19 protein-coding genes and 1 pseudogene are annotated in these 23,473 nt (G+C 33.2%); 10 read left to right on the top strand and 10 right to left on the bottom strand.

From position 1 onward, the window contains the following. Positions 1-97: 97 nt before the first annotated feature. From ACLBXA_RS09345 to ACLBXA_RS09315, 7 genes are all read right to left on the bottom strand, one after another. On the bottom strand, positions 98-301 hold the full coding sequence (locus tag ACLBXA_RS09345) for a YbdD/YjiX family protein (protein ID WP_447617182.1): 204 nt from the start codon (positions 299-301) through the stop codon (positions 98-100). Beyond that, entirely contained in the window at positions 294-2,372 is a 2,079-nt protein-coding gene (cstA, locus tag ACLBXA_RS09340; RefSeq protein WP_000854306.1) for a carbon starvation protein CstA, read from the bottom strand. The genes ACLBXA_RS09345 and cstA overlap by 8 nt, the downstream gene beginning before the upstream one ends. A 122-nt stretch (positions 2,373-2,494) precedes the next feature. Next, positions 2,495-3,211 (bottom strand): LytR/AlgR family response regulator transcription factor, encoded by a 717-nt coding sequence (locus ACLBXA_RS09335; RefSeq protein ID WP_000698255.1) that lies wholly within the window; start codon positions 3,209-3,211, stop codon positions 2,495-2,497. A 218-nt stretch (positions 3,212-3,429) separates the two neighbouring features. Next, positions 3,430-4,629, bottom strand: a complete 1,200-nt coding sequence (locus ACLBXA_RS09330) for an MFS transporter (RefSeq protein ID WP_000521109.1) — start codon at positions 4,627-4,629, stop codon at positions 3,430-3,432. A 216-nt stretch (positions 4,630-4,845) separates the two neighbouring features. Continuing rightward, on the bottom strand, positions 4,846-5,586 hold the full coding sequence (locus tag ACLBXA_RS09325) for a WecB/TagA/CpsF family glycosyltransferase (RefSeq protein WP_000290744.1): 741 nt from the start codon (positions 5,584-5,586) through the stop codon (positions 4,846-4,848). A gap of 21 nt (positions 5,587-5,607) precedes the next feature. Continuing rightward, positions 5,608-6,717 carry a glycosyltransferase family 4 protein gene (locus ACLBXA_RS09320; protein ID WP_001221223.1) on the bottom strand — a complete coding sequence of 370 codons (1,110 nt, stop codon included), beginning with the start codon at positions 6,715-6,717 and terminating at the stop codon, positions 5,608-5,610. A gap of 95 nt (positions 6,718-6,812) precedes the next feature. Continuing rightward, the gene (locus tag ACLBXA_RS09315) at positions 6,813-8,285 is read right to left on the bottom strand and encodes an O-antigen ligase family protein (protein ID WP_000880761.1); all 1,473 of its coding nucleotides are present in this window, start codon (positions 8,283-8,285) and stop codon (positions 6,813-6,815) included. Between the two features lie 464 nt (positions 8,286-8,749). Between ACLBXA_RS09315 and ACLBXA_RS09310 the strand changes: the two genes are divergently transcribed. From ACLBXA_RS09310 to ACLBXA_RS09300, 3 genes and pseudogenes are all read left to right on the top strand, one after another. Beyond that, positions 8,750-9,382, top strand: coding sequence for a trimeric intracellular cation channel family protein (locus ACLBXA_RS09310; protein WP_000924367.1), 633 nt, complete (start codon positions 8,750-8,752; stop codon positions 9,380-9,382). A gap of 131 nt (positions 9,383-9,513) precedes the next feature. Continuing rightward, positions 9,514-10,062: pseudogene (locus ACLBXA_RS09305) on the top strand (protoglobin family protein); the annotation flags it as partial. Between the two features lie 15 nt (positions 10,063-10,077). Continuing rightward, on the top strand, positions 10,078-10,818 hold the full coding sequence (locus ACLBXA_RS09300) for a methyl-accepting chemotaxis protein (protein WP_396132498.1): 741 nt from the start codon (positions 10,078-10,080) through the stop codon (positions 10,816-10,818). Positions 10,819-10,906: 88 nt separating this feature from the next. Here ACLBXA_RS09300 and ACLBXA_RS09295 read toward each other — a convergent pair whose 3' ends face one another. Then, complete coding sequence (locus tag ACLBXA_RS09295) at positions 10,907-12,220, bottom strand: ArnT family glycosyltransferase (RefSeq protein WP_447617181.1); 1,314 nt, start codon at positions 12,218-12,220, stop codon at positions 10,907-10,909. Between the two features lie 298 nt (positions 12,221-12,518). Here ACLBXA_RS09295 and ACLBXA_RS09290 point away from each other — a divergent pair, with 298 nt between their 5' ends. The 3 genes from ACLBXA_RS09290 (at position 12,519) to ACLBXA_RS09280 (ending at position 14,340) form a co-directional block, all read left to right on the top strand. After that, complete coding sequence (locus ACLBXA_RS09290; protein WP_000412126.1) at positions 12,519-13,031, top strand: acyl-CoA thioesterase; 513 nt, start codon at positions 12,519-12,521, stop codon at positions 13,029-13,031. Between the two features lie 217 nt (positions 13,032-13,248). Next, complete coding sequence (locus ACLBXA_RS09285) at positions 13,249-13,977, top strand: glycosyltransferase family 2 protein (protein ID WP_000021477.1); 729 nt, start codon at positions 13,249-13,251, stop codon at positions 13,975-13,977. A 6-nt stretch (positions 13,978-13,983) separates the two neighbouring features. After that, a complete protein-coding gene (locus ACLBXA_RS09280; protein WP_001121769.1) occupies positions 13,984-14,340 on the top strand; it encodes a DUF2304 domain-containing protein in 357 nt (118 codons plus the stop codon). A 76-nt stretch (positions 14,341-14,416) separates the two neighbouring features. Here ACLBXA_RS09280 and ACLBXA_RS09275 read toward each other — a convergent pair whose 3' ends face one another. Beyond that, the gene (locus ACLBXA_RS09275) at positions 14,417-15,694 is read right to left on the bottom strand and encodes a glycosyltransferase family 39 protein (RefSeq protein ID WP_000901472.1); all 1,278 of its coding nucleotides are present in this window, start codon (positions 15,692-15,694) and stop codon (positions 14,417-14,419) included. Between the two features lie 225 nt (positions 15,695-15,919). Between ACLBXA_RS09275 and ACLBXA_RS09270 the strand changes: the two genes are divergently transcribed. From ACLBXA_RS09270 to ACLBXA_RS09255, 4 genes are all read left to right on the top strand, one after another. Further along, entirely contained in the window at positions 15,920-16,900 is a 981-nt protein-coding gene (locus ACLBXA_RS09270; RefSeq protein ID WP_000970526.1) for a glycosyltransferase family 2 protein, read from the top strand. A 97-nt stretch (positions 16,901-16,997) separates the two neighbouring features. After that, on the top strand, positions 16,998-18,419 hold the full coding sequence (locus ACLBXA_RS09265) for an oligosaccharide flippase family protein (RefSeq protein WP_000856134.1): 1,422 nt from the start codon (positions 16,998-17,000) through the stop codon (positions 18,417-18,419). A gap of 309 nt (positions 18,420-18,728) precedes the next feature. Next, positions 18,729-21,395, top strand: coding sequence for a YfhO family protein (locus tag ACLBXA_RS09260; protein ID WP_000023701.1), 2,667 nt, complete (start codon positions 18,729-18,731; stop codon positions 21,393-21,395). Between the two features lie 96 nt (positions 21,396-21,491). After that, on the top strand, positions 21,492-22,430 hold the full coding sequence (locus ACLBXA_RS09255) for a glycosyltransferase family 2 protein (RefSeq protein WP_447617180.1): 939 nt from the start codon (positions 21,492-21,494) through the stop codon (positions 22,428-22,430). Between the two features lie 49 nt (positions 22,431-22,479). Here ACLBXA_RS09255 and ACLBXA_RS09250 read toward each other — a convergent pair whose 3' ends face one another. After that, positions 22,480-23,418 carry an NAD-dependent epimerase/dehydratase family protein gene (locus ACLBXA_RS09250; protein ID WP_447617179.1) on the bottom strand — a complete coding sequence of 313 codons (939 nt, stop codon included), beginning with the start codon at positions 23,416-23,418 and terminating at the stop codon, positions 22,480-22,482. Positions 23,419-23,473: the final 55 nt, after the last annotated feature.

The following is a 23,473-nucleotide window of genomic DNA, read 5'->3' as shown; positions in this document are numbered from 1 at the left end:
ACGAAATCCCTATAATTCCCAAAGTTTTTTGTTTATTTTTTGCTGTTCCACGTGAAACAGCAAAAAAATAAAAAGGGCGAAAACTCGCCCTTCTTCATTAACAACAGCGTGATATTTTTCCACCCTTTGCATTAAATCTTGCTTCTTGTGCCTCAGCAAAAAATTGCTTTTGACATACAACCTCTTCTTCAGGATGATACTTTTTCATATGCTCCACATATACTTCATAACTTGGTACCCCAACGAGCAAACTAATAAAGCGTTTTCTTTCCCCCCATACTTTCCGTAGTCGTTTAAGCATAATAGTTCCTCGACTCACTTTCATCTCTAGAAATATATGCTGCCTCTTTTAGCAGCATCGGCTTATTTCTTAATACTTGAATCCAAATTCGAATTGCAGAAATTAATACAGCGATTACAACTATCATAAAAATCCCGCAAAGCGCTGCATCAATATAATCATTGAAAATAATTTGCTTCATTTGAGCAACATTTTTAGCTGGTGCTAACACTTTCCCCTCATCTAATGCTCCCTGGAACACCTTTGCATGAGATAGAAATCCTATTTTAGGGTTTTCATGAAATAGCTTTTGATAACCCGCCGTCATCGTTACAATAAGCAATCCAACAGTTGGAATAAGTGTCACCCAAACATATGCCTTTTTCCCCATTTTGAACAAAATTGTCGTTCCAAGTAATAATGCAATACCTGCTAACATTTGATTTGCAATACCGAAAAGTGGCCATAATGTATTAATTCCACCAAGCGGATCTACTACCCCTTGGTACAAAAAATAACCCCATCCTAATACACATAACGTTGTAGCTATTACATTTGCTAATGTAGAATCTGTTTTCGCAAACGGCTTATATACATGCCCTAAAATATCTTGAATCATAAATCGTCCTACACGCGTTCCTGCGTCAATCGTTGTTAAAATAAATAGGGCTTCAAAGAGAATAGCAAAATGATACCAGAATGCCATCATCGCCGTTCCACCTATTACTTGTGAGAAAATATATGCCATACCTATCGCTAACGTTGGTGCGCCACCTGTACGTGATAAAATTGTTTGCTCTCCAACATTTACAGCAAGTTCTTTTAGTTCATTTGGTGTAATAGCAAATCCCCATGAAGAAATAACTTGAGCTGCCTGCGATACATCCGTACCAATAAGTGCTGCCGGACTATTAATCGCAAAATAAGTTCCTGGTGTTAATACACAAGCTGCAATCATTGCCATCGCAGCTACAAACGACTCCATTAACATTGCTCCGTAACCAATTGGCTGTGCATGTCCCTCTTGTTCAATCATTTTTGGCGTCGTACCTGATGAAACAAGAGCATGGAATCCAGAGACTGCACCACAGGCAATCGTAATAAATAAGAACGGGAATAAATTACCGGAGAAAACAGGACCTGTTCCATCAATAAATTGCGAAACTGCTGGCATTTGTAAATCAGGTGCTACAATTAAAATACCTATCGCCAATCCAACAATTGTTCCAACTTTTAAAAATGTACTTAAATAATCACGTGGTGCTAATAACATCCAAACTGGTAATGCAGATGCAATAAATCCATATACAATAAGCATAATAGCAATTGTTTCGCCACTAAATGTGAACATACTTGCAAGTGTTGGATTTTCTGCTACATACTGTCCTCCAATAAGAGATAAAATAAGTAGGATAATACCAATTACTGACCCTTCTCCAACACGACCAGGCCTAATATAGCGCATGTAAACTCCCATTAAAATAGCGATGGGAATCGTTGCTGCTATCGTAAACATTCCCCAAGGACTTCCAATCAGTGCCTTTACTACGACTAACGCTAATACTGCTAATAAAATAATCATAATTCCTAAAATACCTATCATTGCAATTAGTCCTGTAACAGGCCCAATCTCATCCTTAATCATTTCTCCTAACGATTTACCATTACGTCTCATCGAAGCAAATAAAATGACAAAATCTTGGACAGCCCCCGCAACAACTACCCCAACAATAATCCAAATGGTCCCTGGTAAATATCCCATTTGTGCTGCTAAAATCGGTCCTACTAAAGGTCCCGCCCCAGCAATCGCTGCAAAGTGATGTCCAAACAATACCCACTTATTTGTTGGAACATAGTCTTTCCCATCGTTTAATGTATGGGCTGGTGTTTGACGATTATCATCTAAATTAAAAACCTTTCTCGCTATAAATCTACTATAAAAGCGATAAGCAACTGCATATACACATACAGCAGCTACTAAGAGCCATACAGCATTAATGGTTTCACCTTGTGATAAAGCTATTACCCCAAAAGCCCCTGCTCCTACTGCTGTAATAACGCCCCAAAGTAAGATCGATTTCAATGTCTTCACATACAATTCCCCCAATACTATTTCTTAGTGGAGATTGTACTAAATTTTCTGAATATTTAACTTGAATCCTCCCTATCATGAAGGATTTTCAGTTTATCATGTTAAAATACTCTCATTACCTACTATAATTCAATTTTATTTCGAAGGCGTTTTACATAATTACGACTGACTGGAATCGGTTGCTCATCATACCTATCTAAATACAAATTATACGTGCCATTATAATAAGGTTTCAGTTCTTTTACATATGACATATTAATTAAATAGCTTTTATGCACACGTAAAAAATCATATGCATTTAGCTTATTTTCTAATTCCTGAAGTGTATATGTTGAAATATACTGATTATTCGTTGTGTAAATTGAAACAGTTTTATTTTCTTTATTTTTACTTACATATACGATATCTTCTGGAAGAATATATCGTATACCCTCTTGACTTTCTATCGGTAGTTTCCGCAAATAACTCTTTGCTTTCTCACCTTGTTCTTTACCTATTTTATATAAAAGAAATTGTAAATCTTCTTCACGAAATGGTCGTAATAAATAATAAAATGCTTGGAAACGAAAAGCTGTAATAGATTCCTCTATGTTTTCACCTACAAAAATAAATTTTGTATAGCAATTTATTTCTCGTAATAAACTTGCATATTCAAAACCAGTACCATCTAGTAATTTGGAACTTAAAAAAACAAAGTCTGGTATATGTTTTTTCATCATAAATAAAGATTCTGTTCCTGTCTTTGCTTCAAAACATTCTACATTTCTCATATTTTCAGTGAAATTTTCAGCTAACTCTCTTCTCTCTTCTGCCTCTTCCATGATCAGTAAAATTTTCATTTCTTCAACCACCTAATTCTTTGTCCATATGTCCTGCTGTATACATTCGCTTTTATAAGAAATAATCCCTTTTTCTTACTATACCATTATTTATCTAAAAAAACAGAAAAAAGGAAACCACTTCGGTTTCCTCTCCCCCTTTATCCTACATTAACTGCCTAGAAAGAGCGGAGTAGTGTAGGGTAATAAACGGTCAGGGCTACGTTTAAAATTTCACTTTATACTAATTCTCGTTGCTTCGTTTCCTGTCCAAGTATTACTACAGCGAATACACCAATTAAAATTGATCCGCAGAAAATCGTAAATATTAGTGATAGTGAAGCTTCTGAGGCAACTAAATACCCCACTAATAGTGGCCCAAGAATACCACCAATACGCCCAAATGCTGCTGCCATTCCTGCACCAGTACCACGAATAACCGTCGGATACTGTTCAGGTGTATAGGCGTATAATGCTCCCCAAGCACCTAAGTTAAAGAAGGATAGTAACATACCTGCCACGATTAATACTGTTAATGAATCCGCAACCCCAAACAAATAGGCACTGCAAGCTGTCCCGATTAAATACGTAACCAACACAAATTTACGACCGAGACGTTCAATAAACCAAGCAGCGGTGAAATATCCTGGAAGTTGAGCTAATGTCATAATAAGTACGTATTGGAAACTTTTTATTAAACTAAATCCTTTTAGCACCATTACACTCGGTAACCAAAGGAACATTCCATAATAAGAAAAGACAACACAAAACCATAGAATCCATAGCATAATTGTTGCTTTACGATATTCCCCAGACCAAACTGATTTTATATTTTCAATAACAGATGGTCTTTTTTCAACTTTTTGGAACCTTGGGGAATCCGGTAAATTCCATCTTAAATATAAAGCATATAGTGCTGGAACTGCACTCAATACCATCGCAATTTCCCAACCATATTTAGGAATAACAAAATACGAGATAAGGGCTGCAATTAGCCATCCACCTGCCCAAAAACTTTCTAATAACACAACAATTTTCCCACGCTCATGCGCTTCAACACTCTCTGATACTAGTGTAGAGGCAACCGGAAGCTCTCCGCCAAGCCCCATACCAATTAAAAAGCGTAAAACGAGAAACATCGCGAGTGTCGTTGTTAATGCAGTTAAACCACTACCGATAGAAAATAATAATAATGTAATAATAAAGACTGATTTTCGGCCTATTCTATCTGATAGTATCCCAAAAATAAGCGCTCCTACTGCCATACCGATTGAGTTAATACTGCCTATCCAGCCCATTTCCTGGCTCGTTAATCCCCAATCCTTTTGCAAGGCTACCATTACAAATGAAAGCATTCCAACATCCATTGCATCAAATAGCCATCCAAGTCCAGCTATACCAAGTAGTTTGCGCTTCGAAATTTCTTTTACCTTGCCCACTAGAAGTCCTCCTCACACAGGTGTCTTTACACATCATTTTACATGTGTGAATTGTATAAGTAAAATACTTTTGTGTAAAAAATTCTCCTTCATCATTCCCAAAAAGTAAAACGTCTATCCCGATTGGTGAGGGCTAATAATCAGTAGGGATGACTCACTGATTAAAGTTTCACTTCATTAAAAATGAATAAATAAAAAAAAAGTAGCGATATTTCGCTACTTTTTCGAACGCATTACTTCTTTTAAAAATTCCGCTAATACTAACTGACGACGCCAGCGTGTTGGATTACTGCATAATCTATAAAACCACTCTAAATGAATCGCTTGAATCCATTTTGGTGCACGTTTTACCTCTCCAGCCCATACGTCTAAACTTCCACCCACTCCAACAGCCATTTTCGTTTCTAAACGATGCTTATTGTTTTGGATAAAGTTCTCTTGTCTCGGGAAACCGAGTGCAACAAGTAATAAATCTGGTTTTGCTTCTTGAATGCGAGAAATAATATTCTCTTCGTCTTCTTGTTTGAAATAACCATCTTGTGTACCGGCGATGGATACAGCTGAATATGTCTTTGTTAAATGATCTGCTGCAGCTTGTACAACATGCGGCTTTGCACCTAATAAGAAAACAGATACTGGTTTACTATCTTCTGATAACTTCGCAAGTAAATTACACATTAAATCAAAACCTGCTACACGTTCTTTTAAAGGTGTACCAAGCATGCCGCTTGCCTTTACAACCCCAATACCATCAGGTGTAATTAAATCTGTATTCAATAATGTTTGATAGAACTTTTCATCCTTTTTTGCGCACATAACAATTTCAGGGTTTGCTGTTACTACCTGAAACGTATGAGTTCGCTCCGCTTCTAGTTGTTCTTTTAAATATTTGACCGTTTCATCCATTGTCATTGTAGAAAAAGGAACGCCTAGAATATCAACTGTTTGTACTGCCATAGTTAACTATCCTCTCTATCATTACAAGTTTTTCGCTATTAATTGCTTATATGTTTCCTTTGTATCTTCATATAGTTTTTGAAGTGAGAAATTCATAGTAGCATGCTCATAAATATGTTTACCCATTGCTGCTAATTCTCCAGTTTTCCACTTATCATACGCTTCTTCTAAAGCTAATGCTAATGCCTTTCCATCATCTGTTGGCACAATCCATCCGTAAGTTTCATCTACGATTAATGGTTCAATTTCTCCAGCCCTAGTCACAATTGATGGTACGCGTTGATTTGCCGCTTCTAATAAAACTAGTGGGAACCCTTCACTATGAGAAGTTAATAAATTTACATGTGACGACGCAAATAATTGTTTTACATCTTGACGATGTCCTAAAAACTCTACTTTATCGTTAATCCCTTTTTCAGTAGCTAATGACTTTAGATTTTCTTCTAATGGGCCATCGCCAACTAATAATACTTTAATTTTCTCCAATTTTGTTTGTTGTAACGCATCGAATAAAACTTCATGTCCTTTGACAGGATGTAATCGCGCTACTTGGATTGCCGTAAATACATCTTCAGCAATATTGAACATTTCTTTTTTATTATAGCCTTCTGCTTTTTCCTTATCGTATTCAATTCCATTATAAATAACATGCATCTTTTCATTTGAAATCCCTAATGCTGCCAGGCTTTTTTTCAATCTATTTGTTACAACGAAAAATAAGTCTATATTTTTTAAGGCTTTCAAATTTAATTTCGTAAAAATCCAACCTTTGAAGCCCTGTTTAGTAAAGTCTTGAAATGGATCACTATGAATAGTCGTTACCCATTTTGCCTTTATTCTCTTTTTCATTAAAGAAACATAGAAATTAGCCCTAGGACCATGCGTATGAACTACATCAAATTTTTCTTTATTAATAAATTCACTTATATTCTTTAAAATGGATAAATCATAGCGCGATTTTTGTGAAAACACATGGACTTTTATCCCTAATTCCCTTGCTTCCTTCGCAACAATTCCATCTTCAAATACTGCTAATTCTACTTCACCAGTTGGAAACTGATCGAGAAGTGAAATAATATGTGTTTTCCCTCCCCCATCTTCTGCTCCTGCATTCATATGCAATATTCTCATGTTTTTTCCTCCTTTAAATCCTCGCTACGTTTCCAGCTATTTTTATTTTAATGTACTAAAAAATAAAAGCTAACAAAAGTTAGCTTTTATTTTTATCATTCAATTTCTAGGTCTACTATTAGATAAGCTAGCACCACTACAAAGTAAATCCCAACTCCTGGTGCTGTTAAAATATGTCCTGCAATATAAGCAATACCTAACGCTAACAATAAGCTTGCTGAAATCATTCCATATTTTATATTAAATATGTCCTTAAATCTCGTAGCAAATGCTAGTAGAATTCTTAGCCCGTAATAAATAAATGGAATCATTAGTAATACAAAGCCAATAATCCCGAAATCATAAAACCAATCATGGAAGTCCATTTCAATTAATTTTGGATCTGGCTGCTTTTGTTCATTGTATTTAAAGTTACCTGCATAACCCATTCCTAATAACTTTTGTGACATTGGCGCTTCTTTAAAGAACTGCTTATGTCTTTCTTCATATACTTGACGTCCACTGAAAATAAGGTTTTCTTGATTTTCTTTCTTTTGCTCTTTCTCAAGCTCTTTCTTAACTTCCTCTTCTATCTTCGCCTTTTCTTCTGGTTTTTCAGCCTTATGGTGCTTTTCTTCTTTTTCTTTAAGTTCTTGCTCTTTTTTCAGCTTCTCTTTAATTTCTTTTTCTTTTTGACCTTGCTGTGCCACATTTTGCTCTGATAAATAATTATTGTGAATACCCATATTTTGTGCTAATGGCGTTTGTTTAAACGTTCCAACTACACCGGCCAATAGGATAATAGCAATTACTGCATTAAGCGCAAGGGATTTTTTGTTCGGATTTTTTCTATCAAATAATAATTGAAGTAAAATAATCCCGATTGCTGCCGCTAACGTAGCACCAATTGAGCCCATTCCTACTTTCGTACCAACCTGAATTAGCGAATAAATCATTAAAATTGATGGAATCCAATATAAAATGTGTTTCCAGCTCTTTGTTTTTTGAATAGAATATAGTACCACAATAGGGAAAATAATGGCTAAGATTGAACCTAGTTCATTCCCTGCATAGAACCAACCTCGAGAACCAACCTTCATCCATTCATAACTACCAAAGTCAGTAGATGTTGAAATAGAAATAACCATAATTGCATTAATGATTAATGTAGAATATACAATACTATTTCGAACCTTATCACTAATATTAACTGTCTTTTTCAATGATTTTAAAGCTAAAATGTATGACCCCAGCATAATATATATATATAATGCTTTCGCAACGAATTTAACTTCTTCACTAAGTACAATAGGATCCTTAACTAGTTTATTATTAATAAATCCTACCCCTAAAACTCCGGCTAATAATATAAGATAAATTAAAAACTTTCTATTTTCCTTCTCTTTTGCCTGAATTAAAATGTAAATACCACCAACAGCCATAATAAGGAATCTTACTAAAATTCCAACGGTAGCATTTGACTTTAATAAAGTGATGCTAAGAGACGTTAATAAATCTAAAACAGGCTGTAAAATAATAAAAAAGAGCAAAAAATGCTCAAATCTAACCCTAGCTTGATTTGCTAACATTCCAAGACCTCCATACAAAATCTTAACATTATCTTTTAATCATAATTTATTATCGTTAAAACACACCTAGCAATTATAACATAACTCATATTTAAATTGAGAACTATTTTTATACCGAAACTAGCCAATCCATCGTAACTAGTAACTAGAAAATATTATCCTTTAGCTATCCTTCCCTATCTCTATAAAAACTATCTAACACTCTTTCACTTATTATCAGCATTATAGCAAACATTTATTAATCATTTTATTGATATATAGAATTTAACGGTTAAAAAATGACATTCACTCGGCTACCCTACAACTAAAAATTAACCTTGCTTCGTTTTCCCCTAAACATTTTCAAACGCTTTCTTTATGTATTTTATCCGTTTTTCTACATGTAACGAAAAGTAATTGTTATTTCCAATACTTTAGTGTATATTTTTTCTCTGGAACATCTTTAAGAGGAAGGGATTAAGGCCATGTTATTAATCGATATATTTACGTTTCTTGGCATTATCGCCGCTGCCATTTCTGGTACATTAGTTGGTTTAAAAAAAGATTTAGATTTATTTGGTGTCCTTTGTTTAGCTGTAGCTACTGCGCTCGGCGGCGGTATTATTCGTGATATCATGATTGGTAACCTGCCCCCTGTCGCATTTGTAAAACCCATTTACTTTTTCGTAAGTGTATTATCAGCATTATTTACTTGTATGTTTTTTGAGCGCATCAATAAACTTCAAATCGTTATTATGCTTTCTGATGCTGTTGGCTTAGGCGTTTTTACAGCTATTGGTGCAAATGCGGCAATGTCACATCATGTTGACGCCTCATTTTTAGTTGTTTCAATGGGAGTCATTACAGGTATTGGAGGCGGTATTTTGCGTGACATTTGTGCTCAAGATATCCCTTACGTATTCCGAAAAGAGATTTACGCAATCGCTTCTATCTTAGGAGCAATTAGCTTCCTAATCACACACGCTATGGGCGCGCACGTATTAGCTTTCTATGTTTGTTTATTAGTAACATTCGTTATTCGTGTCGTCACTGTAATATATAATGTGCATTTCCCTGTTTTCTTTAAAACACATGCTAAAATTAATAAAGGCCATTAAGAGAATTCTATCTAGAATTCTCTTAATTTATATACTATTCTACGAACTAATATAGAGTAATTATATATAAGCATATATAATTACTCTATATTAGTTTTAAAATTGAAAACGTTTTATACACAGGGGGAAGAATGATGCTTGGGGTTTTCAAAAAAAATATTAATAAAACAAACGCTAGTATAATCGAATTAAGTAAGGACCAACAAATAACTTTTAATGTACCTACTAATTCTGAACTGAAAATTCAAATGGATATGCTACACATTTCAAAAGAAGATTTACAAGTTGTAAAAGTACTACAGCCTTTTATTTATGCAGAAATTGATTGGATTACTGAAAAATTCTATGCCAACATTACAAAACAACCTAATTTAATTACTATTATTGAACGTTACAGCTCTATTCCAAAACTAAAGCAAACTTTAAAAACACATATTAAAGAATTATTCAGCGGCAATATGCATGAAGATTTTATTGAACAGCGTGTTAGGATTGCCAAACGACATGTACAAATTGGCTTACATCGAAAATGGTATACTGCTGCTTATCAAGAATTATTCCGCTCTATTATGAAGATTTTGCAAACAAAAATAACAACAATCGATGATTTTTCCTATTCTATAAATGTCATAAATAAATTATTCACTCTTGAACAAGAACTTGTTCTTGCAGCTTATGAATCTGAATATGAAAGAATGCAAAAAGAGCATGAGAAAGAAAAAGAACTAACTGCTATGACAATTACGCATATCGCAACAGAACTAGCTGCTGTATCTGAAAAGACAAGCTCTTCTATTCAAAAACTAACCGCTAAGTCTGAAACTATTGTAGAGATTGCTAAAACAGGTACATCATTAGCTACAACATCTGAAGAAAAAGCGAATAAAGGGAAAGAACAATTAAACCAGCAAAACAAACGAATGGGATCTATTCAAATGAATATGGAAACGATTATTACAGATACTCATGAACTTCTCGATATTTCTAACAAAATTAACGAAATCATAGATATCGTTAAATCGATCGCGGAGCAAACAAATTTACTCGCACTAAATGCTGCTATCGAGTCTGCACGTGCTGGAGAATTTGGGAAGGGGTTTTCTGTTGTTGCTGGTGAAATCCGAAAATTATCAGAGCAAACGAAAGAATCGATATTTAACGTTACAAAGCTCGTCGAAAAAACAAATGAACAAATTACCCGTGTCTCGTCTTCCGTGAAACAAATTAGCTCTCTCGTATCGGAAGGAACGGATAGTATGTCGGCAACAGATCGATACTTCCAAGAAATTGTAAAAGATATGTCTAACTCAAAAGAACAGAATAAGAAAATTGAACATGAGCTACAAACTATTTCACAAGTCATGAAAGGAATTCAAGATGATTCCTCACAAATGGCTCTAACAGCCGATAATTTGCAACTAGAACTAAATCGATAAGACAAAATTCAGGTCAGGCATACTTTTCATCTGCACTGACTACTAAATTTCATCTTTCATCAAAAAAAGAATCCAGAATGGATTCTTTTTACTTTCTGAAAAATATTTTTTGACAATACACATAACTCATATAAACACCAAAGCTCTGCAAAATAAACAATGCCGGCATAATTACATTGTAATATGCCATATCTACTTGGAAGAGCTTTAACAATACGTAGCCACTAATTAAAAATAAGAACAACATATATCCCTCATTTTGTTGTTTCTTAATTAGGAAGTGTAATAGAGCTATATTCATAAACAATGTTACGGCTATATATATCAGTTTTTCACATTTAAAAAGAATAGAATTTATCCCCTCCTCTGAAAACTGATTTATCATCGGTTCTAAAAGTTTAAATCTTTCTCCCTCAATCTCTTTTAACTTTTGATCAATATGCTCTGTTACACTTTGATTTTTCGATATTTTTTCCTCATGTTGCGTTTTTCCAATTAAGACAGATTGAACATACGTCTCATTCGCAATCGTATATTGTGACAGTCCCATTGTCTTAATTCCATAATTCACACTAAAATGAGCAATATAAAATAGAATAAGTATCCCTATCATCTTTAGTAACACTTTTTGTTTCGTTGCTGATTGAAACACTTCAATTAATAATATATATACCGTGATAAAAATAGGAAGAAATAATCCCATTGGGAAAATCATATTACTAAATGCAAATAAAATCGCTGAAAACACCCACATATAAGGATGATCTAATCCTTTATATAAAAGTATGTAACAAGCAAAATAAAATAAAAATATTGCAAGTGACTCAGGAGTTAATACGGAACTCATGAATATATTTGGAATATACAGAGCATAAAATATAGAAGCAATACGCCCGCATCCTTCTCCAAAAACCATTGCCGCAATACGATAAATAAAAAATGCGGTTCCTGCGCAAAATAACACATTAAATAGTTGTAAAGCGAATAATGTATCACCAAATATACGAATAATTACTGACTCATATATAATAAAAGGCAAATGAGTTACAGTCCCTATATTATTACCAATTGCAATCTGCTTTGCAGACTCATACATCACTTTCATATCACCAATTATTGGAGCATCTACAAATAACAACATACTAAGTCTCACAACTATAGATATACTTATAAGAAAAATAAGAAATTGTTTATCTGTAAAACGATATTGTAGGATTGATGCCACTAACAAAATGAGTATGACGAAAATTGCCAGTATGATTGTTACACTTGTTGTACTTCCTCCAAAAAATTGCTTACTTGTCTCAAATGCTGCCCAACAACTATAAACAAAAAATGCGAGCATCGCACCGATCGTAATTTTATTGAAGAAAGATGAAAAATTTGTTTGTATATGATTCATATGTCCATTGCACCTCTATTTCCATTCATAACAAAACGATTCTATCATGAATGGGTACACGGCTGATAGGGAATTTCTATGACAAATACATAGTCATTACTTTTTACTTGCAATGTAAGCGAATCCTCTTTTACACTACATTTTAGATAAAATAAATTTTCTTTCAGTTATATGAATACAAATACAGAAGTTTAAATCATTCTCTTTTGGAATACACTTTACTTCATTAAATATCTAATATGAGTACTCCGCTTACACATATTATTCTGATTGAAAACAGACTATAGGGGCTGAATATATGGAAAAGAAATTCATGCGAGAATCTAAAGCAATTAAGACAACACGTGTTTTTCCTAACGATTTAAATAATCACCAAACACTTTTTGGAGGGAAATTATTAGCAGAAATTGATAGTATTGCTTCAATTGCGGCTGCAAGACATAGTCGTAAACATTGCGTAACAGCATCTATTGATTCAGTTGATTTTTTAACTCCAATTCACCAAGCTGATTCTGTTTGTTATGAAGCATTTGTATGTTATACAGGGAAATCTTCAATGGAAGTTTTCGTAAAAGTAATCGCAGAAAATTTACTAGCAGGCGAGCGTAGAATTGCTGCTACTTGCTTCATTACATTTGTGGCAATAAAAGATGGAAAACCTTCGTCCGTACCACAAGTACTCCCTGAAACTCAGGAAGAACATTGGTTACACACAACCGGTTTAGAACGTGCGGAAAACCGAAAAAAGGGACGTTTAAAAAGTAAAGAGATGGCTGAAGTTTTAACTTTAAGTAAGCCATGGAATATATAATACGCTACTCTCACTTCATACATGCACAGGTTTATTTCATCCTTGCATGTATTTTTTATTATAAAAAAATTCCAGCTCTTATCTTTTATTTACTGTTTGTCTCCTAAAATAACCCACCAGTTTTTCCTTTATTTTGCTATACTATTAATGGTATATTAGATAAGGTTCGTTTAAAAATAACTATAATATAATTAAGTATATAAGGGATGGTGCGATAATGTCTATTGAGGTACCAATTTCAATACCAAAAACGTTAATTATTATTCCTGCGTATAACGAGGAAGAAGCAATTGCAGATACATTAACAAGACTATTAAAACTAAAACAGCATTTTACAGAATTAAGCATTTGCGTTATTAATGATGGATCACATGATAAAACAGCTCAAATCGTAAATGATTTTCCTGTTCACCTTGTGAACTTACCATATAACCTAGGTATTGGCTCAGCTGTACAAACTGGTTATAAATACGCTTATGAGAATGGATATGATATTGCAATTCAGTTCGATGCTGATGGGCAACATAATCCTGATGACTTGTACAAAATTATAAAACCTATTGCTGAAGACCAATGCGATATGGTGCTAGGTTCACGTTTTACAGAGAAAACAGCTTATAAAGGTAGTATTTCCAGAAGAGTTGGTATTTTTTATTTTACTGCTCTACTGAAAGTACTAACAAAACAAACCTTTATGGATCCAACTTCTGGGTATCGTGCTATCAATCGAGAAGTAATTAAGATTTTTGCACATAATTATCCAAAAGATTATCCAGAACCAGAAGTCCTTATTCATTTAAAAAAGAAAAAATTACGCATTCATGAAATATCCGTAAATATGCAAGAGCGCCAAGGGGGACAATCTTCTATTACACCTCTTAAATCTGCATATTACATGATTAAAGTAAGCCTTGCTATATTGATGCAAAAAATTGTGAAAGGTTGATAATAAATGCCTATAATTACCTTTTCATTTATCTTCATTCTATTATTATTTTTATTAATTATTAATTCTATTCGTCGTGGAGCTTTAGAAACTAAATATGCCATTTTATGGATTTTTGTTTGTGTTTCAATGGCAATTTTAAGTTCTACTGAAAAAATTATAAATTGGATTGGACAACTATTACACGTAGAATATCCTCCATCTGTTTTATTTTTATTTGGACTATTATTCTGTTTCATCTTAATTTTTGACTTAACAAGAAAAATTTCTAAATTACATCATCAACTTGTAACATTAACGCAAGATTATGCGTTATTAAAGCAAAAATTAAAAGTAACGCAAACTGAAACCGATAACGAATAGTTTTCTATTTAAATATGAATATATACAAAAAAACATCTTAATTTTTTAAAAAAATTAAGATGTTTTTTATTGCAAATTATTTTTTTCTAATTAATAATTTATTAATTTTCATAATCGTTGCCACGGTCCCTACTCCAATTATAATAAATAAGAATGGTATTAACGGTAATGCATATCGTTCATATGCAACATAAAAACATGTTAAAGCTGTTTGCAGTAAAAGGATTGACCATAAAAATGTAGTCTCTCTCCACCTTTTTAAAAGGAAAATAAATGAAAGTACTGTACATATTAAAAACGTCGTCTTAATAAAATTATATATTTCATTCATATCCTTTGCAGAAACATTGAATACTTCAATATTATGCTCTATAGAATAATACGGTTTTTTCCAAAGAATTTCTGGTTTCAAGACTAAATAACTCTCTATCATAGAGCCCTTATTCGTTTTCCACCATTCTTTCATTTTATCAATGGCTATTTTTTCTTCTAACTCCATAAATTCATGCGCTTCAAGATTAGGGTACTTTGCATGTAATTCTATTTCAAGTTCCCCCATATCCTTACCTTCTGGGTAACCTTCCCCTTGATACGTTCCAAGTAATAACGGATTCCCTGCCCCTGCAGTTAGTGGGATAAATTTATCAAATTGAATGTAATTGCGGGCCCACCATGGTCCAAGTACGATAAGTCCTATTCCTATGCTTATAATCGCCTGCTTCATCATAATCCGGAATGGATAGCGTTTCATTAAAAGATACCCAAATAATAAGATTGGATATAAGGCAATTTGTACGCGGAGGTACAGTGCTAAAAAATAGAAAATTAATACAATCAGAAGATGTTTCGTTTTATGAGTATCAGCTAATTTTAAACTCCAATATACTAATCCTAATGAAAGGAATAGAAACGGCCCTTCTGTTAAAGTTAAATTTTCCATAACAATCTCTGGAGGATACACAGCTAATAAGAAAGCACCTATTAATCCTGCAGCAGGATTCAATAAATAAGTACCAATCTTATAAGTTAGCAAAATACTAAGTACCCCTAATAGAATAATGATTAATTTGGCTATAAAAAGACCTTCACTGCCATTTCCAAAAAAGTAAAATACAGCAGCTAATAAGGCTGGAAAACCCGGCATAATATGAATCGTTGGTTTATCTGGTTCATGGTATGTTAACATCCCTGTTTCCAATAAAATATTTGCCGTTTTTTGATAACCTATATCATCGCTAGCTATAGATAGATCTGCACCATGTGTTTGTAAAGTTGCAAAACGAAGTGCAAACCCGACAATCATAATAATCCCTAAAAGGACTATATTAGATTTGCGAGTAAATCGCCCTAACATCTCATCTTCTCCCTTCAGATACATAACCTTCAAAAATTTTTTCTATATTTTTACAACACAATACGTTCTATAATAAATACTTTTTATACAAAGTACAACAATAGAAAGTTGATTTACAAAGTTTATATGCGTTAAACTTATACAGATGTTCTTGTAATCTTCTCCCTTTCAAAGGGCTTGTATATATGGTGCAAGACATAAAAAACTTGAGGAGATAAAAATTCTATGATGGAACAAAAGCAACTTGTTTCTGTTGTCATACCTCTGTATAACACGGAAAAATATATTGAAGAAACGATGCAGTCAATACTAGATCAAACATATAAAAACATTGAAATTGTAATTGTAGATGATGGAAGTAAAGATCAATCACCTTCTATCGTGAAAAACCTTGCCGAAAAATATCCGGGTCAAGTAAAGTACGTTCACCAAAAAAACCAAGGTGTTTCAGTAGCTCGTAATACAGGGATTGAAAATGCTAGCGGAGAATACGTCGCTTTCCTTGATAGTGACGACTTATGGCATCCAACTAAAATTGAGAAACAAATCGAGAGTATGCATAAAAACAACATGGACGCGTGCTATTGTGGTTATATGAATTTCTACGAAGAAACAGGCGAAAAGGTTGAGCATACAACAAACTTTATTAAAGGTGATATGGCAAAAGCATTCTTAACACACCAAGTTGTTGCTCAAACAAGTACTTGGATTTTCAAACGCTCTATCGCAATGAATCATAATATCCGTTTTACACCAGGATGTAGCTGGGGAGAAGACTTGGAGTTTTTATTTAAACTAATGAGTGTGACAAATGTATGCTATGTCGATGAATATTTAACATATTATAGAATCTTATCAGAAGGAAATCTTTCTTCTAAATATAAAGATTACGAATTAAAAACAACTAAAGAACTGGAAGTATTCAATCGTATGAAAGACTGGGTACATAATAAATCTCAAGACTTCATTACGAAAGACCCTCAGTCACTTATTGAGATTCTTGAGACTTATTTATTCCCTTATACGGTTATCAATAATGCTTGTATATACATTAAAGAAAACTCTCAATTAAATAATGCCCAAGTTCAATTAATCAAAAAAGATATAAAGAAATATTGCCGTAAAATCTATTCAAAAAACGGAAAGCGTAGTAAAAAACTATATGCAATGCTTTGGTTTGTACGAATTAAATTTCTGTTTTCTTAAACTGAAAGTATAGTACTCACCTCTCTTTCCGTAAACAAATCAAATTTACAAATAGGACAGACAAAAAAGGTCCTAAAGAATAGAAAGGTTTTTTCCCATGAAAACAAATAAGATTCTTAAAAATGCCTCCTACCTATTTGTAGGAAATATTACTGTTCGATTTGTACTGGCTATTGCAACCATTTTCTTTGCAAGATATGTTTCTCCAAGTGATTACGGTATGTTTACAACTGCGTTAGCAGTTTCAGCTGTTATTTGTTACTTTACAGATGCAGGCTTGACACATACGTTTATGCGTGAAGGAACGAGAAGCGATGCTAATATTAGCGTGCTAATAAGTAGTTATTTACGTATTCGTTTAATATTAGCTATCGTAATTTCTGTACTTTTCGCTATTTTTGCCCAGTTCTTCTATCCCGATGCTTACTTACGTGCGATGGTATATTGGGTTGTTCTACCAACAATGTTCGGAGCAACCTTACAAGGTGTTGGGATGGCTTACTTCCAAGTAACAGAACGCATGCAATTTACAGCTATTATTTCTGTACTACAAGGTGTAACAGCTGCTGCTGCCCTATTACTAGGGATGTCTTTCCAATGGTCACTTATGATGGTTGCTGCCATGTACGGGGTATCTAGTCTTGTAACAGGTGTTATCGCCTTTATAATGACAATACGCTATACGAAAGTCCATAAGGGTTGGGATAAAGGTATTTTAGATCAACTACTTATTTTCACAATCAATGGAATCATCATTATGCTCTTACCACAATTGGGGCCTATTATCTTAGAAAAGGTTTCAACATATAATCAAGTTGGATTCTTTGGTGCTGCATCTAAAATACCAGCTGTACTATATCAAATACCGGGAGTAATTGCAGCTGCCTTTTATCCAAGGCTTTTTGCTTTTGGTAATGAGAAAAACATCGAAGAACATAGAAAATTATCAAGTTTTGAATTAAAACTTATGTCTTTTTTAGGAATGGGAATTTCTATCCCCTTTATTGCTGATCCAAGTTTCTGGATTGTTAGTTTATTAGGAGAAAAGTACGCTCCCGCTGGTGACGCTCTTGCTATTTTAGCGTTTATGGTTATTTTACAATCAATTAACTATCCACTAGCCGACAATTTAACAACAATTGGCCAGCAATGGAAACGCGCAACAACAATGACTATTGGATTAGTTGTTGCCATCATAGGTTATATTGTACTAGGTAGTAAATATGGAATGATGGGGGCAGCTGCCGCAGCTATCCTTACCGAAATTACACTATTAATCGGATTTACCCTCTTTATTCGTAAAGGCATGCAATTATTAGTTAAAGGAATTATATTTAATTCCTTAGCCTTTATTATTAGTTACGGTATATACCGAATCGCATTAATCAACTTACCACCATTAGTTGCTTTAACGCTTACTGGTATACTATACGGTATAATCGGGGTTTTAATTGACCCTCAAATACGTGGATTCGTTTTAGGGTTTATAAAACAAAAGCTCATTCGCAAACATGCTTAAAAACAAAAAGCTTTTCCTATTTAAAAATGGAAAAGCTTTTTGTTTTTTTATATACCACTATTTTTCTTCAGTAAAAAAATTCTATATATTCCAGGTCAAATTGACTTACTTTCTGAAAATGCCTTATACTAAATTACATGTAAACTATGAATTTCAATGCCTGTAAAAATATATATGCTTCAACAAAAATATATATTTTCTCATGTTAAAACTAAAGAACACACCTTTAAAAATTGGTGTGTTTTTATATGCTACCTAAAAACTAGTTGCTACATGATAACAACTTTTAAAGGAGGATTATCAATTTTTATGAGCATAAAGCCGAATAATAAGTTCTTTTCCAAGAAAACGATAATAATTATGCCAATATTATTATTGTGTGCTTTTGCTTTTCATTATTTCTTTTTAACATCTAATCAAGCCTTTTCTGGTACAGGGGATGCATTACGCCAATTTGGCTTCTTTACGTTTCTTCTGCAACATGCCTTTAAAGATGGCAACCTTTTCTGGTCTTTTGATTATGGGTTAGGTGGAGATTTATTTGGAGAGTTTAGTTATTATTACAGCACATCACCGTTTTTCTGGATTACACTGTTACTACCTAAACTAAGTCTTGAGCAAGTGTATGACGTGAAATTATACATGAGTATTTTAAAAAACTTTTTAGCTATGTTATTCATGTATGGCTCTTTACGTTACCATAATAAAACAGCATTCTCATCTTTTGTTGCTGCTATTATATATGGTGGCTGTATTACTTTCATCCGCCACTCTTTACTATGGGATTTCATGGCTGATGCCATTGTATTTTTACCATTAGTAATATGGGGACTTGATAAATATATTATTGAAAAGAAGCGCGTACTTTTCCTAATCGCTGCTACTTTAATGTTAGCATCAAACTTTTATTTTGCTTTTATCACAAGTATTTTCATATTCATTTATGCATTATTCCAATACTTTGCGACACAAAAAAATAAAACGATTGTCTCTTTTCTAACTTATTATATTAGAATCGGCTTATTGTACGGACTATCACTCGGTTTAGCCGCCGTTTGCTTCCTCCCATCAGTTAATGCCGTATTTAGCGCCGATCGACTATCAAAAAAGTTTGAGATACCACTATTATTTGAAGATAAATTTTATAAAGATTTAATGGAAAATATTTTCTTCATGTATAGTGCTGAAAATCATCAACTAGCTTTACCAGCTTTAATTTTATTCTTAATCGTATTTGGAATGTTTATACGTGATAAACTCGTTAAAAATAAAGTATTCTTTACGTTATTCATGTTCATTCTGTTTATGCTTCCATATACATATTCTGTATTTAATGGTTTTTCAGCAATGCAATCTAGATGGTTTTATTTATTTGTATTTGTCATTGCCCAAACAATTGCATACATTCTAGATTGGATGATTATTCATAAGAAAGACTACAAATTACCTTATTTAATAAGTTTATTAGTGTCTATTGGATTATTCATTTATGCATTTTATAGAAAAGCAAATATAAATGTAACTGATAAACCTTTACAAGACGTTGATAACATTTTACTCGGAACTGTCGTTCTTTCTGTTATTACAGTATGTTTATGGCGTTATATTTCTAAACCTTTCATACAATTTTTAGTTGTATTGAACATACTCGTTAGCACAATTTCTATGAATTATATGTATGCGAATAATATACTTAGTACCGTTTACGGACAGAGCCAGATTTCAACTGAAAAGTTACACGAACCAGGCTATGATAATAAAGAAGAAATTGCTGCAATTCGCTACATACAAGAAAATGATAAAGACTTTTATCGTATTCTTAATCCATATAGCGAATATAACACACCAATGCTACAAGGATATCATGGCGTAAGTACATATCAAAGCTTGGTTAATTATTATGTCCATGACTTTATGAAAAATAAATATGGCGTATTCCAAATGTACGATACACCCTCAATGTTTTATCAAGCTGATAGTCGACTGCTACTTGAAAATATGCTAGGTATAAAATATCGCGTATTAAGTGCTGATACAGATCCAAAGAATGTACCTTATGGATATAAACTATTACAGCAAGTAGGACCATATAATATTTACAAAAATAACTATACCTTACCGTTAGGGTATGTATATGATTCGGCTATAAGTGAAGAAGAGTTTTCTAAATTAAACTTCGCTCAGCGTGATCAATTATTATTACATGCTGTTGTCGTTAATAATACAAAAGAATTTTCATTAAACCATTTTAATAAACAAGACCTTAAGTCAAAGGCAGTATCTATTAAAATGGAAAAAGCAAAATTCGAAAATATGGTAAAAGAAGGAAACAAACTAATTGTTCATGGCTTTGGAAATATGATCTTACCTATCAATTATCCTAATACGCCTGGTGACCTGCTGATAGAATTAAAATTGAAAAATACAGGTACATTCAATGCAACTGTTAATGGAAAAACAATCGGAAAAGGTGACGATGCTGGTGCATACTCGTATCCGTTAGAAAGATTTGTTTACAATTTAGGCACTGAGCGTCCAGAAAACCTAACTATCTCTATTGATATGGCAGGTGAGTATGAATTAGGTGACTTACAAGCAAATATCGTAAACTATGAAAGTGTACAAAAAGAAACAAAAAAATTAACTGAAAATAGACTTGAAAATATTTATTATAAGAACAATTATTTAAAAGGGGATATCAACTCAAATAAAGACGGGCTCCTATATTTATCTGTTCCATATAGTAAAGGTTGGACTATAAAAGTTGATGGAAAAGAAAAGGAATTTACGAAAGCGAATTCTGCCTTTATCGGTGTTCCCATTACAAAAGGCTCACATGTAATCGAAATGACTTACGTTACACCTTACTTCAAATTAGGTATGATTATATCAATTATCTCACTAATTATTTGTGTAGCTTTACTAATTTTCACAAATCCAAAAGCACGACGAAAATTTTCTTTTAAAAAGCAATAATGAGCAATCAATGAATCATGAAGCTATCCAATTGGATAGCTTCATATAAAAACGCATAACATTGTTTTAACCCACTACAAACAAGGAGTGTCAAAAATGACTCTTTCAATCGTTGTACCATGCTACAATGAAGAAAAGGTGCTTCGAGCCTTTTATTCAGAGACTTCTCTTGAAATTCATAAATTAACTACCGATTATGAATTTGTTTTTGTTAATGATGGTAGTAAAGATGATACATTAAATATTTTACGTGATTTAGCTAGTTCAGATTCATCGGTACACTATCTATCGTTTAGTCGAAACTTCGGAAAAGAAGCTGCAATGTTAGCTGGCTTAAAATACGCTACAGGCGATGCCATTGTTATTATGGATGCTGACTTACAACACCCTCCTACGTTAATAAAAGAACTGTTAGAAGGATATAACGATGGCTACGACCAAGTCATTGCAAAAAGGACAAGAACTGGTGATTCACCCGTTCGCTCTTTCGTCTCTCGTCTTTACTATAAGGTGATGAATAAGTTTGTAGATATTGAATTAGTAGATGGTATTGGTGACTTTAGACTTTTAAGTCGAAGAGCAGTGGATTCATTAGTATCCTTAAGTGAGTACAACCGATTTTCAAAGGGCTTATTCTCTTGGATTGGTTATAACGAATTAATTATTGAATATGAAAATGTATTACGTTCTGATGGAGAAAGTAAATGGACCTTCTCGAAATTATTAAATTACGGAATTGATGGTGTAATTTCATTCAATAATAAACCGTTACGCCTATCTATATATCTTGGATTACTAACAACCATTTTTGGACTTTTATATGTAATCACTACGTTCGTTCAAATTATCCTTGGTGGTGTGGAAGTTCCTGGTTACTTTACTCTCATTTCCGCTATACTATTTATTGGCGGTATTCAACTCATATTCCTAGGTGTTATTGGTGAATATATCGGTCGTATTTATTATGAAACAAAACGTAGACCGCATTTTATTGTAGCTGAAAAGAAAGTTAGTGAAGTTAAACAAAAGGCATAACAAAAAAGTTACTTCTGTAGGTAGAAGTAACTTTTTTATATACTAACATTTACACACCCTTTTTTTGCATAGATATAATCATTTCTTTTAGCCCATTATAATACGAAGTTTTTGGTATATCCCCGATATACCTCTCATATTTCTCCCCGCTTAATACAACTGGTTTTTCCGTCAAATATAGCATTTCCATAAATTCTTTCATCTGCTTATCAAACAGACCAATAAACTGGATCATTCCTCTTTTTACAGTTATTACTCGTTTCGTATATCCCGTTAATTCCCGTATGTGTTGAATCATTTCCTCACCTGTAATAACACCATAACCTGGTATGTTCCAATTTTGTCCATAGGCCTCATCATGTAAAGCTAATTCAACCATTGCTTTTGCACCATCTGGTGTAAAAATATATTCACGGGCAATCTTTTTATCTCCAACAAAGCTAGACATTTTATTTGCAAGTATTCCCTTTAATGTATGATGAACAAGTGTGCTTTCTGCATTTGGACCATAAAAGTCTGGGAAATGAGCAATAAACATTCGTACATTAGCTTGTTTTGCCATCTCTTCAAGTTGTAAACGAATCTTCCCTTTCTTTGTGTGTGGTCTTTTTTTAGCCTCTTCTTTTACAAGCCCTTCCCCTTGCCTTCCATACGCATAAATATTATCAACTATCCCTAGTTTGATACCGTAATGTTTCGATACCTCTAATATGTTTATTAATAATTTCTCTTGCTGTTTCTCCCAATCTGAATACGGAATATTTACAACATGAAATATAATATCAACATCTTTAGCAGCATTCATTATATCCTCTTTTACAAATACATCGCCGGCTACAACTTCTACATGTTTATTCCCAGAAAATAATGCACCTAATCTCTCCTTATTTCTTGCAAAAGCAACCACATGAATCCCTCGGCCAAATAATTCGTTTACAATTGCATAACCCATTGAACCAGAAGCACCTAATACTAAAGCCTTTTTCATTATAAATCCCCTCCTAAATTAATTAACCACTGTTCAATTAATATTAAAAAGAAAA

It is taken from the genome of Bacillus sp. D48C (assembly GCF_053345735.1).
This window is presented reverse-complemented; position numbering and strand designations above follow the sequence as displayed.

Excerpts from the sequence above, each read along its gene's own strand:
- ACLBXA_RS09345 (WP_447617182.1), bottom strand. The coding sequence starts at position 301 with ATGCTTAAACGACTACGGAAAGTATGGGGGGAAAGAAAACGCTTTATT.
- ACLBXA_RS09335 (WP_000698255.1), bottom strand. The coding sequence starts at position 3,211 with ATGAAAATTTTACTGATCATGGAAGAGGCAGAAGAGAGAAGAGAGTTA.
- ACLBXA_RS09325 (WP_000290744.1), bottom strand. The coding sequence starts at position 5,586 with ATGGCAGTACAAACAGTTGATATTCTAGGCGTTCCTTTTTCTACAATG.
- ACLBXA_RS09320 (WP_001221223.1), bottom strand. The coding sequence starts at position 6,717 with ATGAGAATATTGCATATGAATGCAGGAGCAGAAGATGGGGGAGGGAAA.
- ACLBXA_RS09315 (WP_000880761.1), bottom strand. The coding sequence starts at position 8,285 with ATGTTAGCAAATCAAGCTAGGGTTAGATTTGAGCATTTTTTGCTCTTT.
- ACLBXA_RS09310 (WP_000924367.1), top strand. The coding sequence starts at position 8,750 with ATGTTATTAATCGATATATTTACGTTTCTTGGCATTATCGCCGCTGCC.
- ACLBXA_RS09300 (WP_396132498.1), top strand. The coding sequence starts at position 10,078 with ATGCAAAAAGAGCATGAGAAAGAAAAAGAACTAACTGCTATGACAATT.
- ACLBXA_RS09295 (WP_447617181.1), bottom strand. The coding sequence starts at position 12,220 with ATGAATCATATACAAACAAATTTTTCATCTTTCTTCAATAAAATTACG.
- ACLBXA_RS09290 (WP_000412126.1), top strand. The coding sequence starts at position 12,519 with ATGGAAAAGAAATTCATGCGAGAATCTAAAGCAATTAAGACAACACGT.
- ACLBXA_RS09285 (WP_000021477.1), top strand. The coding sequence starts at position 13,249 with ATGTCTATTGAGGTACCAATTTCAATACCAAAAACGTTAATTATTATT.
- ACLBXA_RS09280 (WP_001121769.1), top strand. The coding sequence starts at position 13,984 with ATGCCTATAATTACCTTTTCATTTATCTTCATTCTATTATTATTTTTA.
- ACLBXA_RS09275 (WP_000901472.1), bottom strand. The coding sequence starts at position 15,694 with ATGTTAGGGCGATTTACTCGCAAATCTAATATAGTCCTTTTAGGGATT.
- ACLBXA_RS09270 (WP_000970526.1), top strand. The coding sequence starts at position 15,920 with ATGATGGAACAAAAGCAACTTGTTTCTGTTGTCATACCTCTGTATAAC.
- ACLBXA_RS09265 (WP_000856134.1), top strand. The coding sequence starts at position 16,998 with ATGAAAACAAATAAGATTCTTAAAAATGCCTCCTACCTATTTGTAGGA.
- ACLBXA_RS09260 (WP_000023701.1), top strand. The coding sequence starts at position 18,729 with ATGAGCATAAAGCCGAATAATAAGTTCTTTTCCAAGAAAACGATAATA.
- ACLBXA_RS09255 (WP_447617180.1), top strand. The coding sequence starts at position 21,492 with ATGACTCTTTCAATCGTTGTACCATGCTACAATGAAGAAAAGGTGCTT.
- ACLBXA_RS09250 (WP_447617179.1), bottom strand. The coding sequence starts at position 23,418 with ATGAAAAAGGCTTTAGTATTAGGTGCTTCTGGTTCAATGGGTTATGCA.